At 57.6% G+C, this 14,357-nt stretch carries 11 protein-coding genes; 10 read left to right on the top strand and 1 reads right to left on the bottom strand.

All coding sequences use genetic code 11. The annotated features are described in order from the left end of the window. The first annotated feature begins 162 nt into the window (after positions 1 to 162). The 7 genes from grpE (at position 163) to greA (ending at position 10,246) form a co-directional block, all read left to right on the top strand. Positions 163 to 732, top strand: a complete 570-nt coding sequence (gene grpE / locus AC4ANK_RS06430) for a nucleotide exchange factor GrpE (RefSeq protein WP_104720976.1) — start codon at positions 163 to 165, stop codon at positions 730 to 732. Positions 733 to 842: 110 nt separating this feature from the next. Further along, positions 843 to 2,759, top strand: a complete 1,917-nt coding sequence (gene dnaK, locus AC4ANK_RS06435; RefSeq protein ID WP_005733029.1) for a molecular chaperone DnaK — start codon at positions 843 to 845, stop codon at positions 2,757 to 2,759. A gap of 326 nt (positions 2,760 to 3,085) precedes the next feature. Then, positions 3,086 to 4,228: a molecular chaperone DnaJ gene (gene dnaJ / locus AC4ANK_RS06440; protein WP_002555138.1), complete on the top strand. Its 1,143-nt coding sequence runs from the start codon at positions 3,086 to 3,088 to the stop codon at positions 4,226 to 4,228. Between the two features lie 22 nt (positions 4,229 to 4,250). Then, positions 4,251 to 5,054, top strand: a complete 804-nt coding sequence (gene dapB / locus AC4ANK_RS06445) for a 4-hydroxy-tetrahydrodipicolinate reductase (RefSeq protein ID WP_002555137.1) — start codon at positions 4,251 to 4,253, stop codon at positions 5,052 to 5,054. A 224-nt stretch (positions 5,055 to 5,278) separates the two neighbouring features. After that, the gene (carA, locus tag AC4ANK_RS06450; RefSeq protein WP_002555136.1) at positions 5,279 to 6,415 is read left to right on the top strand and encodes a glutamine-hydrolyzing carbamoyl-phosphate synthase small subunit; all 1,137 of its coding nucleotides are present in this window, start codon (positions 5,279 to 5,281) and stop codon (positions 6,413 to 6,415) included. Positions 6,416 to 6,551: 136 nt separating this feature from the next. After that, positions 6,552 to 9,773, top strand: coding sequence for a carbamoyl-phosphate synthase large subunit (gene carB / locus AC4ANK_RS06455; protein ID WP_002555135.1), 3,222 nt, complete (start codon positions 6,552 to 6,554; stop codon positions 9,771 to 9,773). Next, positions 9,770 to 10,246: a transcription elongation factor GreA gene (greA, locus tag AC4ANK_RS06460; RefSeq protein ID WP_460383353.1), complete on the top strand. Its 477-nt coding sequence runs from the start codon at positions 9,770 to 9,772 to the stop codon at positions 10,244 to 10,246. Before carB ends, greA begins: the two co-directional genes overlap by 4 nt. An 81-nt stretch (positions 10,247 to 10,327) precedes the next feature. On the opposite strand, the gene AC4ANK_RS06465 is transcribed toward greA, so the two are convergent. Further along, positions 10,328 to 10,639, bottom strand: a complete 312-nt coding sequence (locus tag AC4ANK_RS06465; RefSeq protein ID WP_002555133.1) for a YhbY family RNA-binding protein — start codon at positions 10,637 to 10,639, stop codon at positions 10,328 to 10,330. A gap of 103 nt (positions 10,640 to 10,742) precedes the next feature. Here AC4ANK_RS06465 and rlmE point away from each other — a divergent pair, with 103 nt between their 5' ends. The 3 genes from rlmE (at position 10,743) to folP (ending at position 14,351) form a co-directional block, all read left to right on the top strand. Then, the gene (gene rlmE / locus AC4ANK_RS06470) at positions 10,743 to 11,393 is read left to right on the top strand and encodes a 23S rRNA (uridine(2552)-2'-O)-methyltransferase RlmE (protein ID WP_002555132.1); all 651 of its coding nucleotides are present in this window, start codon (positions 10,743 to 10,745) and stop codon (positions 11,391 to 11,393) included. Positions 11,394 to 11,586: 193 nt separating this feature from the next. Continuing rightward, positions 11,587 to 13,491 (top strand): ATP-dependent zinc metalloprotease FtsH, encoded by a 1,905-nt coding sequence (gene ftsH, locus AC4ANK_RS06475; RefSeq protein WP_460385222.1) that lies wholly within the window; start codon positions 11,587 to 11,589, stop codon positions 13,489 to 13,491. Between the two features lie 8 nt (positions 13,492 to 13,499). Beyond that, a complete protein-coding gene (gene folP, locus AC4ANK_RS06480) occupies positions 13,500 to 14,351 on the top strand; it encodes a dihydropteroate synthase (RefSeq protein WP_002555130.1) in 852 nt (283 codons plus the stop codon). Positions 14,352 to 14,357 lie beyond the last annotated feature (6 nt).

The following is a 14,357-nucleotide window of genomic DNA, read 5'->3' on the forward strand; positions in this document are numbered from 1 at the left end:
TCTTGTGTCGACCCGCAATTTTTCGCTCGTCCGGAATCCGCATTATTTGTCAGGGAATGCGTATCTCGATCACATGAAACCCTTGAAGCCGGAAAATCCGATCCCATATAGATGGGCAGAAGCGCGAATCGGGATCGCGGACGTTTTTAGAGGAGAACATGTATGGCTGACGAACAGAATCTGGATGCGCAGGCTCAGGATCAGGATCAGGCTGCCGAGGCGGGCGCGGGTGAAGAACTGACAACCCGTGTGCAGGTGCTCGAAGAGCAACTGGCTGCTGCGCAGGACCAATCCCTTCGCGTGGCTGCGGATCTGCAGAATGTCCGCCGCCGTGCCGAGCAGGATGTTGAAAAGGCGCACAAGTTTGCGCTGGAAAAATTTGCCGGTGATCTGTTGCCGATCATCGACAGTCTGGAGCGAGGCCTTGATCTGTCCAATCCGGACGATGAAAGCATTCGCCCGATGCGTGAAGGCATCGAGCTGACCTTGAAGATGTTTCAGGACACCCTCAAGCGTTATCAGCTGGAAGCCATTGATCCACATGGTCAACCGTTCAGTGCCGACCAGCACCAGGCGATGGCCATGCAGGAAAGTGCCGACGTCGAGCCTAATACTGTGCTCAAGGTATTCCAGAAGGGTTATCAGCTTAATGGTCGCCTGTTGCGCCCGGCCATGGTCGTGGTCAGCAAGGCACCGTCGCCTGCAACGCCGTCAATCAACGAGCAGGCTTGAAATCAGCTGTAAGGCCCCCATTTAAAGGTCAAGCGTTTAAGAGCTACCGCACGGTGTAAACGCACTGGCGGCAACCAAATCCAAGTTTTGCAAGTTTCGGGAGAGTCAAGATGGGCAGAATTATCGGTATCGACCTGGGGACTACCAACTCCTGCGTCTCCATTCTGGAAAACGGTAACGTCAAGGTTATCGAGAACGCAGAAGGTACTCGTACTACACCTTCGATCATTGCTTATGCCAATGACGGTGAGATCCTGGTTGGTCAGTCCGCCAAGCGTCAGGCCGTTACCAATCCGCACAACACGCTGTATGCGGTAAAGCGTCTGATTGGTCGTAAGTTCGAAGAGGATGTCGTTCAGAAAGACATCCAGATGGTCCCTTACAAGATCGTCAAGGCTGACAACGGTGATGCCTGGGTTGAAGTGAATGGCCAGAAAATGGCGCCTCCTCAGATTTCCGCTGAAATCCTGAAGAAAATGAAAAAGACCGCCGAAGACTACCTCGGTGAAGCGGTTACCGAAGCGGTCATCACCGTTCCGGCCTACTTCAACGACAGTCAGCGTCAGGCAACCAAGGACGCCGGCCGTATTGCCGGTCTGGACGTCAAGCGCATCATCAACGAACCAACCGCGGCCGCTCTGGCTTACGGTATGGACAAGGCCAAGGGCGATCACACTGTCATCGTTTATGACCTGGGTGGCGGTACGTTCGACGTCTCGGTCATCGAGATTGCCGAAGTTGATGGCGAGCACCAGTTCGAAGTGTTGGCCACCAACGGCGACACGTTCCTGGGCGGTGAAGACTTTGACATTCGTCTGATCGACTACTTCGTCGACGAATTCAAGAAAGAAAGCGGCATGAACCTCAAGGGTGACCCGCTGGCCATGCAGCGTCTGAAAGAAGCTGCCGAGAAAGCCAAGATCGAGCTTTCTTCCAGCACGCAGACCGAAGTCAACCTGCCGTACATCACTGCAGATGCAACCGGTCCAAAGCACCTGGTCGTGAAAATTTCGCGCTCCAAGCTGGAATCGCTGGTTGAGGACTTGGTTCAGCGCACCATCGCTCCTTGCGAAATGGCGCTTAAAGATGCTGGCATCGACAGAAGCAAGATCAACGACGTGATTCTGGTCGGTGGTCAGACCCGTATGCCGCTGGTGCAGAAGCTGGTAACCGAGTTCTTCGGTAAAGAAGCACGTAAAGACGTCAACCCTGACGAAGCCGTTGCAATGGGTGCTGCTATCCAGGGCGCTGTATTGGCCGGTGATGTCAAAGACGTTCTGCTGCTCGACGTCAGCCCGCTGACTCTGGGTATCGAAACCATGGGCGGCGTGATGACTGCGCTGATCGAGAAAAACACCACGATTCCTACCAAGAAATCCCAGGTGTTCTCGACTGCCGATGACAACCAGAACGCGGTAACCATCCACGTACTGCAGGGTGAGCGCAAGCAAGCCGGTCAGAACAAGTCCTTGGGCAAGTTCGACCTGGCCGAGATTCCACCTGCTCCACGTGGCGTGCCACAGATCGAAGTAACCTTCGACATCGACGCAAACGGCATTCTGCATGTTGGCGCGAAAGACAAGGCGACCGGCAAGCAGCAGTCCATCGTGATCAAGGCCAACTCCGGTCTGTCCGAGGAAGAAATTCAGCAAATGGTCCGCGATGCTGAAGTCAACTCCGAAGAAGATCGCAAGTTCGAAGAGCTGGCCTCTGCCCGTAACCAGGGTGATGCGCTGGTCCACTCGACTCGCAAGATGATCGCTGATGCAGGAGACAAGGTCACTGCTGAAGAGAAAACGGCTGTCGAGGCTGCACTGGTTGCTCTGGAAGCCGCTATCAAGGGCGACGACAAGGCTGCTATCGAAGCCAAGGTTGAAGAGCTGTCGAAGGTTTCCGCGCCAATCGCTCAGAAGATGTACGCCGAGCAGGCCGAAAACCCTGAAGCAGCGGCCAAGCCTGCTGAAGAAAATGCCAAGGCTGATGACGTTGTCGATGCCGAGTTCGAAGAAGTGAAAGACCACAAGTAAGCGCAGGCTCACTTGAACGCCGGTTGACCTCTTTCGAGCGCTGACTGGTAGGATGTCGCCGCGCGGGAGCTTGCTCCCGCGTTGGCGTGTCTGGAACAAGCAAAATTTCGGCGTGCGGATTTGCTCCGCAAGCCATGTGGCAAGATCGCTACGCTCCTGCGTAGCGAATCATTCTGCCGCTTTCTCGGCCAGACCTATCTGGTTGTTGAACGAAGACCAGGATCGTTGAATTGACGTGAGTTGGGTCCAGGGCCTGTATGGGGCTCAACGAGTTTGGCAGGGTTCAGGAGGGTCTTGCCGAACGTCCTCAAGAGTGCGGAAGAACTATGGCAAAGCGTGATTATTACGAAGTGTTGGGAGTGGAGCGAGGCTCCAGCGAGGCGGACCTGAAAAAGGCTTATCGCCGTCTGGCGATGAAGCATCACCCCGACCGTAACCCTGATGACAAAGCCTCGGAAGAGCTGTTCAAAGAGGCCAACGAGGCCTACGAAGTGCTGTCCGATGCCAGCAAGCGCGCTGCGTACGATCAGTATGGCCATGCTGGTGTCGACCCGAGCATGGGTGGCGGCGGCGGTTTTGGTGGTGGTGCCGGTGGTGCCAATTTCTCCGACATCTTCGGTGATGTGTTCAGTGATTTCTTTGGCGGTGGCCGCGGCGGTGGCGGCGGTGGGCGTGGCGGTGCCCAGCGCGGCAGCGATCTGCGCTATACGCTGGAGCTGAATCTGGAAGAAGCGGTTCGCGGTACTAACGTGAATATCCGCGTTCCGACACTGGTCAACTGCAAGCCGTGCGATGGCAGCGGTGCCAAGAAAGGCTCGTCGCCCGTTACCTGCCCTACCTGCGGTGGTATCGGTCAGGTTCGCATGCAGCAGGGTTTCTTCTCTGTGCAGCAAACCTGCCCACGCTGCCATGGCCACGGCAAGATTATTTCCGACCCGTGCGATTCGTGCCACGGTGAAGGTCGTGTCGAAGAGTCCAAGACGCTTTCGGTCAAGGTGCCGCCAGGTGTCGATACCGGTGACCGCATTCGTCTGTCTGGCGAAGGCGAAGCGGGTACTCAGGGTGGGCCGACCGGCGACCTGTATGTCGTGATCAATGTGCGCGAACACGCGATCTTCCAGCGTGACGGCAAGCACCTGTTCTGCGAAGTGCCGATCAGCTTTACCGATGCCGCGCTGGGTGGCGAGCTTGAAGTACCGACCCTTGATGGTCGCGTCAAACTGAAAATCCCCGAAGGTACCCAGACCGGCAAGCAGTTCCGCTTGCGTGGCAAGGGTGTCGCTCCGGTACGTGGCGGCGGTGCTGGTGACTTGATGTGCCGTGTAGCGGTCGAAACTCCGGTCAACCTGAGCAAGCGTCAGCGCGAGCTGCTTGAAGAGTTCCGCACTTCGCTTGAAAACGACGAGTCCCACTCTCCCAAGGCCAGTGGCTGGTTCGAGGGTGTGAAGCGTTTCTTCGGCGATCTGTAAGGCTTATCAACGGGAGCAGGGCATGCGACGTATTGCTGTAGTGGGCGCCGCCGGGCGCATGGGCAAGACTTTGATCGAGGCGGTTCAGCAGGCACCGGGTGCCGGGTTGACCGCCGCTATCGATCGTCCTGACAGCACGCTGGTGGGTGCGGATGCAGGCGAGCTGGCTGCGCTGGGGCGTATCGGTGTGCCGTTGTCGGGCGACCTGGCAAAAGTGGCGGATGAGTTCGACGTGTTGATCGACTTCACCCACCCTTCGGTAACGCTGAAAAATCTAGCGTTCTGCCGTAAGGCCGGCAAGGCCATGATTATCGGCACGACTGGCTTCAGTGCCGAAGAGAAGCAGCGTCTGGTCGAAGCGGGTAAAGACATCCCGATTGTGTTCGCTGCCAACTTCAGCGTTGGTGTAAACCTTTGCTTGAAGTTGCTGGACACCGCCGCGCGTGTTCTGGGTGATGAGGTCGATATCGAAATCACCGAGGCGCACCACCGGCACAAGGTCGATGCGCCGTCCGGCACCGCCTTGCGCATGGGTGAAGTGGTTGCCAGTGCGCTGGGTCGCGACCTGGAAAAAGTCGCTGTCTACGGCCGTGAAGGCCAGACCGGCGCGCGTGATCGTCAGACCATCGGGTTTGCGACCATTCGTGCCGGTGACGTTGTCGGCGACCATACCGTGCTGTTCGCAGCAGACGGCGAGCGGGTCGAGATCACCCACAAGGCATCCAGTCGCATGACCTTTGCCAAGGGTGCCGTGCGGGCTGCAATGTGGCTCGACGGCAAGGCGCCAGGGCTTTACGACATGCAGGATGTACTGGGTCTGCATTGATTTCATACAGTGCCATTCGTGGCCCTGTCGCATTTTCCCGCATTTCAGGCTCATTGGTGGTAGACCAAAAAGGGCCTTTTCTGTAAGCTACAGCTTTAGTGTGTCCACTAAAAAAAGCAAAGCGCGCAGATGATTCCATAAGAAAGCGGGGTGACGTAACTACGTCATTCCGCTTTTTTGCAGCCTGCGATCGCCCTTTCAGGTTTTATTTACGGGAGGTCTTCTTGACTAAGCCAGCCATACTCGCCCTTGCTGATGGCAGCATTTTTCGCGGCGAAGCCATTGGAGCCGACGGTCAGACCGTTGGTGAGGTGGTGTTCAACACCGCAATGACAGGCTATCAGGAAATTCTTACCGATCCTTCCTACGCCCAGCAAATCGTTACCCTGACTTACCCGCACATCGGCAATACCGGTACCACGCCTGAAGACGCAGAGTCCGATCGTGTCTGGTCCGCTGGCCTGGTCATCCGTGACCTGCCGCTGGTCGCCAGCAACTGGCGTAACAAGCTGTCCCTCGGTGATTACCTGAAAGCCAATAATGTCGTTGCCATCGCCGGCATCGATACGCGTCGCCTGACCCGCATCCTGCGTGAGAAAGGCGCCCAGAACGGCTGCATCATGGCTGGCGACAACATTTCCGAAGAAGCAGCCATCGCTGCTGCTCGCGGGTTCCCCGGCCTCAAGGGCATGGACCTGGCAAAGGAAGTCAGTAACAAGGACACCTACGAGTGGCGTTCCAGCGTCTGGAACCTGAAGACCGACAGCCACCCTGAAATCGCCGCTTCCGAGCTGCCCTATCATGTGGTCGCTTACGACTACGGCGTCAAGGTCAACATTCTGCGCATGCTGGTCGAGCGCGGTTGCCGGGTGACTGTGGTGCCTGCGCAAACGCCTGCCAGCGATGTGCTTGCCTACAAACCCGACGGTGTTTTCCTGTCCAACGGCCCTGGCGACCCCGAGCCGTGCGACTACGCCATCAAGGCGATCAGGGAAGTGCTGCAAACCGAAGTGCCGGTATTCGGTATCTGCCTGGGTCACCAGCTTCTGGCCTTGGCTGCCGGTGCCAAGACCGTGAAAATGGGCCATGGCCACCACGGTGCAAACCACCCTGTTCAGGATCTGGACACCGGTGTGGTCATGATCACCAGCCAGAACCACGGTTTTGCTGTTGATGAGGCCACGCTGCCGGGCAATGTTCGCGCCATTCACAAGTCGTTGTTCGACGGCACCCTTCAGGGTATCGAGCTGACCGACAAGAGCGCATTCAGCTTCCAGGGTCACCCTGAGGCGAGCCCGGGCCCGAATGACGTCGCGCCTCTGTTTGATCGCTTTATCGAAGCCATGGCCAAGCGACGCTGACCGGTTGCCTTGAGACTGTAATACGCAGGTGCCCTGGGCGGCCCCGGATCAAGTGTCCGGTTGCTGCCGCCCAGGCCACCTCAAAGAAATGTTCAAGACGGCTTGCCGACTGACCTGCGGATTTGAGTGACAACCCATGCCAAAACGTACAGATATTAAAAGCATCCTGATTCTCGGCGCCGGCCCTATCGTGATCGGCCAGGCCTGTGAATTCGACTACTCCGGCGCCCAGGCCTGCAAGGCACTGCGCGAAGAGGGTTACCGCGTCATCCTGGTGAACTCCAACCCGGCCACCATCATGACCGACCCGGCCATGGCCGACGCGACCTACATCGAGCCGATCAAGTGGCAGACCGTTGCCAAGATCATCGAAAAAGAGCGTCCTGACGCACTGCTGCCGACCATGGGCGGCCAGACAGCTCTGAACTGCGCACTGGATCTGGAGCGCGAAGGCGTTCTGGAGAAGTTCGGCGTGGAGATGATCGGTGCCAACGCCGATACCATCGACAAGGCTGAAGACCGCTCGCGTTTCGACAAGGCCATGAAGTCTATCGGCCTGGCGTGCCCGCGTTCCGGTATCGCGCACAGCATGGAAGAAGCCAACGCGGTTCTCGAAAAGCTCGGCTTCCCGTGCATCATTCGTCCATCGTTCACCATGGGCGGCACGGGCGGCGGTATCGCGTACAACCGTGAAGAGTTCGAAGAAATCTGCGCTCGCGGTCTGGACCTGTCGCCGACCAAAGAGCTGCTGATCGACGAATCGCTGATCGGCTGGAAAGAGTACGAAATGGAAGTTGTCCGCGACAAAAAGGACAACTGCATCATCGTCTGCTCGATTGAAAACTTCGACCCGATGGGCGTGCACACCGGCGACTCCATCACCGTTGCTCCGGCACAGACCCTGACCGACAAGGAATACCAGATCCTGCGTAACGCCTCGCTGGCAGTGCTGCGCGAGATCGGCGTTGAAACCGGTGGTTCCAACGTTCAGTTCGGCATCTGCCCGGACACCGGCCGTATGGTCGTGATCGAGATGAACCCGCGCGTATCGCGTTCCTCGGCGCTGGCCTCCAAGGCGACCGGCTTCCCGATTGCACGCGTTGCCGCCAAGCTGGCAGTGGGCTACACCCTTGACGAGTTGTCGAACGAAATCACCGGCGGCAAGACCCCGGCTTCGTTCGAACCGTCGATCGACTACGTCGTCACCAAGCTACCGCGCTTTGCCTTCGAGAAGTTCGCCAAGGCGGATGCGCGTCTGACCACTCAGATGAAGTCGGTCGGTGAAGTCATGGCCATCGGCCGCACTTTCCAGGAGTCCCTGCAGAAAGCCTTGCGCGGCCTGGAAGTCGGCGTTTGCGGTCTCGATCCGAAGCTGGATCTGAGCCACCCTGAAAGCATGAGCACGCTCAAGCGCGAGCTGACTGTGCCGGGTGCAGAGCGTATCTGGTACGTCGCCGACGCCTTCCGCGCAGGCATGACGGTTGAAGAAATCTTCGCCATGAACATGATTGACTCTTGGTTCCTGGTGCAGATCGAAGATCTGGTCAAGGACGAAGAGAAGGTCAAGACGCTGGGCCTGTCGGCAATCGATCGTGACTTGATGTTCCGCCTCAAGCGCAAGGGCTTCTCCGATGCGCGCCTGGCCAAGCTGGTCGGCGTCACCGAAAAGAACCTGCGTACGCATCGTCACAAGCTGGACGTGTTCCCGGTCTACAAGCGCGTCGACACCTGCGCTGCCGAGTTCGCAACCGACACCGCGTATCTGTACTCGACGTACGAAGAAGAGTGCGAAGCCAACCCTTCGACGCGCGACAAGATCATGATCCTCGGCGGTGGCCCTAACCGTATCGGCCAGGGTATCGAGTTCGACTACTGCTGTGTACACGCCGCCCTGGCGCTGCGTGAAGACGGGTACGAGACCATCATGGTCAACTGCAACCCGGAAACCGTTTCCACCGATTACGACACCTCTGACCGCCTGTACTTCGAGCCTGTCACCCTGGAAGACGTGCTGGAAATCGTGCGGGTCGAGAAGCCGAAAGGTGTGATCGTCCAGTACGGTGGCCAGACGCCGCTGAAACTGGCACGTGCCCTTGAAGCAGCCGGTGTGCCGATTATCGGCACCAGCCCTGACGCCATTGACCGTGCCGAAGACCGTGAGCGCTTCCAGCAGATGGTCGAGCGCCTCAACCTGCGTCAGCCGCCAAACGCTACTGTGCGTAGCGAAGACGAAGCCATTCGTGCTGCGGCGAAGATCGGTTATCCGCTGGTGGTGCGCCCGTCCTATGTACTGGGCGGCCGCGCGATGGAAATCGTTTATCAGGAAGACGAACTCAAGCGTTACCTGCGCGAAGCAGTTCAGGTGTCCAACGACAGCCCGGTGCTGCTGGACCATTTCCTGAACTGTGCCATCGAGATGGACGTCGATGCGGTCTGCGACGGGACTGACGTGGTGATCGGCGCGATCATGCAGCACATCGAGCAGGCGGGCGTTCACTCCGGTGACTCCGCATGCTCGCTGCCGCCGTACTCGCTGCCTGCACACATCCAGGACGAGATGCGCGAACAGGTCAAGAAAATGGCTCTGGAGCTGGGCGTTGTCGGCCTGATGAACGTGCAGCTGGCGCTTCAGGGCGAAGACATCTACGTCATTGAAGTCAACCCGCGCGCATCGCGTACCGTGCCGTTCGTTTCCAAGTGCATCGGTGTTTCCCTGGCGATGGTCGCTGCCCGCGTGATGGCAGGTAAAACCCTGAAAGAGCTGAACTTCACCAAGGAAATTATCCCGAACTTCTACAGCGTGAAGGAGGCAGTGTTCCCGTTTGCCAAATTCCCTGGCGTTGACCCGATCCTCGGCCCGGAAATGAAATCGACCGGCGAAGTGATGGGCGTGGGCGATACCTTCGGTGAAGCGTTCGCCAAGGCTCAGATGGGCGCGAGCGAAGTGCTGCCGACTGGCGGTACTGCTTTCATCAGTGTGCGTGACGATGACAAGCCTCTGGTTGAAGCAGTCGCCCGTGACCTGATCAATCTGGGTTTCGAAATCGTTGCTACCGCAGGTACTGCCAAGCTGATCGAAGCGGCAGGCCTGAAAGTACGTCGTGTGAACAAGGTGACCGAAGGGCGTCCACACGTGGTCGATATGATCAAGAATGACGAAGTCACCCTGATCATCAACACCACCGAAGGTCGTCAGTCGATCGCAGATTCCTACTCCATCCGTCGCAACGCCTTGCAGCACAAGATCTACTGCACCACTACCATTGCAGCAGGCGAAGCGATCTGTGAAGCGCTCAAATTCGGTCCCGAGAAGACCGTACGTCGCTTGCAGGATCTCCATGCAGGATTGAAGGCATGATCAAATACCCAATGACCGTTCAGGGCGCTCGCGCCCTGGAAGAAGAGCTGACTCACCTGACCAAGGTGATCCGTCCCAAGTTGAGCCAGGACATCGGTACTGCGCGCGAACTGGGCGACCTCAAGGAAAACGCTGAATACCACGCTGCCCGCGAGCAGCAAGGTATGGTCGAGGCGCGTATTCGTGATATTGAAGGCCGCATGCAGAACGCTGTGGTGATCGACGTTACGACTATTCCGCACACTGGCAAGGTGATTTTCGGCACGACAGTCGAAATCGCCAACGTCGAAACCGACGAAAGCGTTGTCTACCAGATCGTTGGTGAGGACGAGGCGGATATCAAGAAGGGCAAGATTTCAGTGGGTTCGCCCATTGCTCGCGCCTTGATTGCCAAGGAAGAGGGCGATGTCGTCGTCGTGAAAACGCCTAGCGACGTTATCGAATACGAAATCATCGAAGTGCGTCACATCTGATGCCTGTCGCCCGCTTTGGCGGGCGCAGTCAGCAGCAAAAAAGAGTCAGGGCACGCCTTTTGGCGGCCCTGACTTCTGTTTTTATCCGTGCGCGCGGTGGACGTTGGAGAGCTGCTTGTTTACCTTTGGGTTCTTGCGGTAGATCAGCGCCATTTTGCCGATGACCTGTACAAGATCCGCCGAACCGGCCTTGCACAGTTCTGCAACGGCGCCCAGGCGGCTCTCGCGATCAAGGATGTTGAGCTTGATCTTGATCAGCTCGTGATCGCTCAATGCGCGTTCAAGCTCTGCAAGTACACCTTCAGTCAAACCATTGTCAGCCACGATCAACACCGGTTTCAGATGGTGGCCAATGGATTTGTATTGTTTCTTCTGCTCTGGAGTGAGCGGCATAATCTGACCTCTGCGTCTGATCTTTTAAAAGCGGCGGCCAGTTTACCCGAGCGAGTCCGGGACCGCCCAGTTAATCACGACTCGTTTATTTTTGAGGTGCCCCGTGGCCCGTTCCAAGACAAGCCATAACTGGCTCAAAGAACACTTCGACGACAAGTACGTCAAAATGGCGCAGAAGGACGGCTACCGTTCGCGTGCCAGCTACAAGCTGCTCGAGATTCAGGAAAAGGACAAGCTCATCCGTCCGGGCATGACCGTTATCGACCTCGGTGCTGCGCCGGGAGGCTGGTCGCAGGTGACCAGTCGTCTGATCGGCGGTCAAGGTCGTCTGATTGCTTCCGACATTCTTGAAATGGACAGCATCCCGGATGTGACCTTCATTCAGGGGGATTTTACCGAGGACAAGATTCTCGAGCAGATCCTTGAGGCAGTCGGTAATACGCAGGTAGACCTTGTGATTTCCGATATGGCCCCCAATATGAGTGGATTGAGCGCTGTAGATATGCCGCGTGCGATGTTTCTCTGTGAATTGGCGCTCGATCTGGCCGGTCGGGTACTACGTCCCGGTGGCGATTTTCTGATCAAGGTCTTCCAGGGTGAAGGCTTCGATATCTACCACAAGGATATTCGCAAGCTGTTTGACAAGGTGCAGATGCGCAAACCTTCGTCATCCCGCGACAGGTCACGCGAGCAATACCTGCTGGCTCGCGGCTTTCGTGGAATCGACGGGGCAGCCAGCATCGAGCGTTTTTGAAGGGGCACGATAGCTTTTTTCAAATGGCGTTACCGATGCAGCATGACTGAACATTGTGTTGTCAAAGTTTCACAAAGGGTTACAGACGGTGTCTGCCGTATCTGTAGGTTCTGTAGTAAGTTAGGCCGGTGAATATCATGCGAGGCACGCTTGCTGCGTGGAGCTTGCTTCAGAGGGTAGCTAATTGAACGATATGGCAAAGAATTTGATCCTGTGGTTGATCATCGCGGCTGTCCTGGTGACGGTGATGAACAACTTCTCCAGCCCTAACGAGACGCAGAACCTCAACTATTCCGAGTTCATCCAGCAGGTCAAGGATGGCAAGGTCGAGAAGGTCTCTGTCGACGGCTACGTCATTACGGGCAAGCGCAGTGATGGCGACACCTTCAAGACCATCCGCCCGAACATCCCGGACAACGGTCTGATCGGTGATCTGGTCAGCAACAACGTCGTGATTGAAGGCAAGCAGCCTGAGCAGCAGAGCATCTGGACTCAGTTACTGGTGGCCAGCTTCCCCATCCTGGTGATCATTGCGGTGTTCATGTTCTTCATGCGCCAGATGCAGGGCGGGGCGGGCGGCAAGGGCGGCCCGATGAGCTTCGGCAAGAGCAAGGCGCGTCTGCTGTCCGAAGATCAGGTCAAGACCACCCTGGCCGATGTTGCCGGTTGTGACGAAGCCAAGGAAGAAGTCGGCGAGCTTGTCGAGTTTCTTCGTGATCCGGGCAAGTTCCAGCGTCTGGGTGGCCGTATCCCGCGTGGCGTTCTGATGGTCGGTCCTCCGGGTACCGGTAAGACGCTGATCGCCAAGGCCATTGCCGGCGAGGCGAAAGTGCCGTTCTTCACCATTTCCGGTTCTGATTTCGTCGAGATGTTCGTGGGCGTCGGTGCAAGCCGCGTCCGTGATATGTTCGAACAGGCCAAAAAACATGCTCCTTGCATCATCTTCATCGACGAAATCGATGCGGTCGGTCGCCATCGTGGCGCTGGCATGGGTGGTGGTCACGACGAGCGAGAGCAAACTCTCAACCAGTTGCTGGTCGAGATGGACGGTTTTGAAATGAATGACGGCATCATCGTCATTGCCGCTACCAACCGTCCTGACGTGCTCGACCCGGCGCTGCTGCGTCCGGGCCGTTTCGACCGTCAGGTGGTTGTAGGTCTGCCGGACATTCGTGGCCGCGAGCAGATCCTCAAGGTTCACATGCGCAAGGTTCCAATGGGCGAAGACGTCAATGCAGGCGTTATCGCTCGCGGTACACCGGGCTTCTCCGGTGCCGATCTGGCTAACCTGGTCAACGAAGCGTCGCTGTTCGCTGCTCGCTCCGGCAAGCGCGTCGTAGAGATGAAAGAGTTCGAACTGGCCAAGGACAAGATCATGATGGGCGCCGAGCGCAAATCGATGGTCATGTCCGAAAAGGAAAAGCGCAACACGGCTTACCACGAGGCGGGTCACGCTATCGTAGGGCGCCTGGTGCCTGAGCATGATCCGGTCTACAAGGTCTCGATCATTCCTCGCGGTCGCGCCCTGGGTGTAACCATGTTTCTTCCTGAAGAAGACCGTTACAGCCTGTCCAAGCGCGCGCTGATCAGCCAGATCTGCTCGCTTTACGGTGGTCGTATCGCGGAAGAAATGACCCTGGGCTTCGATGGCGTTACGACCGGTGCATCCAATGACATCATGCGTGCCAGTCAGATTGCCCGGAACATGGTCACCAAATGGGGCTTGTCTGAAAAGCTCGGCCCGCTGATGTATTCGGAAGACGAAGATGCGGGTTACCTGGGGCGCGGCAGCAGCCAGAACTCCAGTGTTTCCGGCGATACTGCCAAGCTCATCGACTCCGAAGTGCGCAGCATCATCGATCACTGCTACGGCACTGCCAAGCAGTTGCTCACGGACAATCGTGACAAGCTTGAAGCGATGGCCGATGCGCTGATGAAGTATGAAACCATTGATGCCGATCAGATCGACGACATCATGACCGGTCGCGTGCCTCGTGAACCGCGTGACTGGGGCGGTGGTTCGGGTACCAACGGTACTCCGATCACACCTGACCCTCGTCCGGAAACTCCGATTGGCGGCCCTGCTGCCGAGCACTAAGGTCTGACATGACATCTGCGCTGTACCCAACCCGGTTGCCTTGCGGCAACCGGGTTCTTGATTTGGCCCATACACACGTGATGGGTATCCTCAACGCAACCCCGGACTCCTTTTCCGATGGCGGCCGCTACAGCCAGCTTGATGCTGCCTTGCGTCATGCCGAAGCAATGGTGCAGGCCGGTGCCACACTGATCGACGTCGGCGGCGAGTCGACGCGCCCGGGTGCGCGTCCGGTGTCTGCGTCAGAAGAGGTCGAGCGTGTGGCGCCGGTGGTTGAGGTCATCGCGCGCGAGCTGGATGTGATCATCTCTGTGGACACCTCCACGCCTGAGGTCATGCTGGCGACGGCTGGCCTGGGTGCCGGGCTTATCAATGACGTCCGCTCGCTTCAGCGGCCAGGCGCGCTTGAGGCGGCTGCAAGCACTGGTTTGCCGGTGTGTCTCATGCACATGCTGGGTGAGCCCGGAACCATGCAGGATGATCCGCATTACGACGACCTTGTGGGCGAAGTGGGCGCTTTCCTGCTCGAGCGCATGAATCAGTGTGCTACGGCGGGGATCGATCAGCAAAAGATCATTCTTGATCCGGGCTTTGGCTTTGCCAAGACACTGGAGCACAATCTGAGCCTGTTCAAGCACATGGAAGCGCTGCATGCGCTCGGTCAACCTTTGCTGGTGGGCGTTTCGCGCAAGAGTATGATCGGTGCTGTGCTGGGGCGACCCGTAGATCAGCGTCTATCCGGCGGGCTGGCCCTGGCTGCTTTGGCTATGACCAAGGGGGCCCGAATTCTACGTGTGCACGATGTCGCCGAAACGGCTGACGTGGTGCGCATGATCGCAGCTGTCCAGGCAGCTGAATAACAACAG

The organism is Pseudomonas sp. Pmew2 (genome assembly GCF_058129885.1).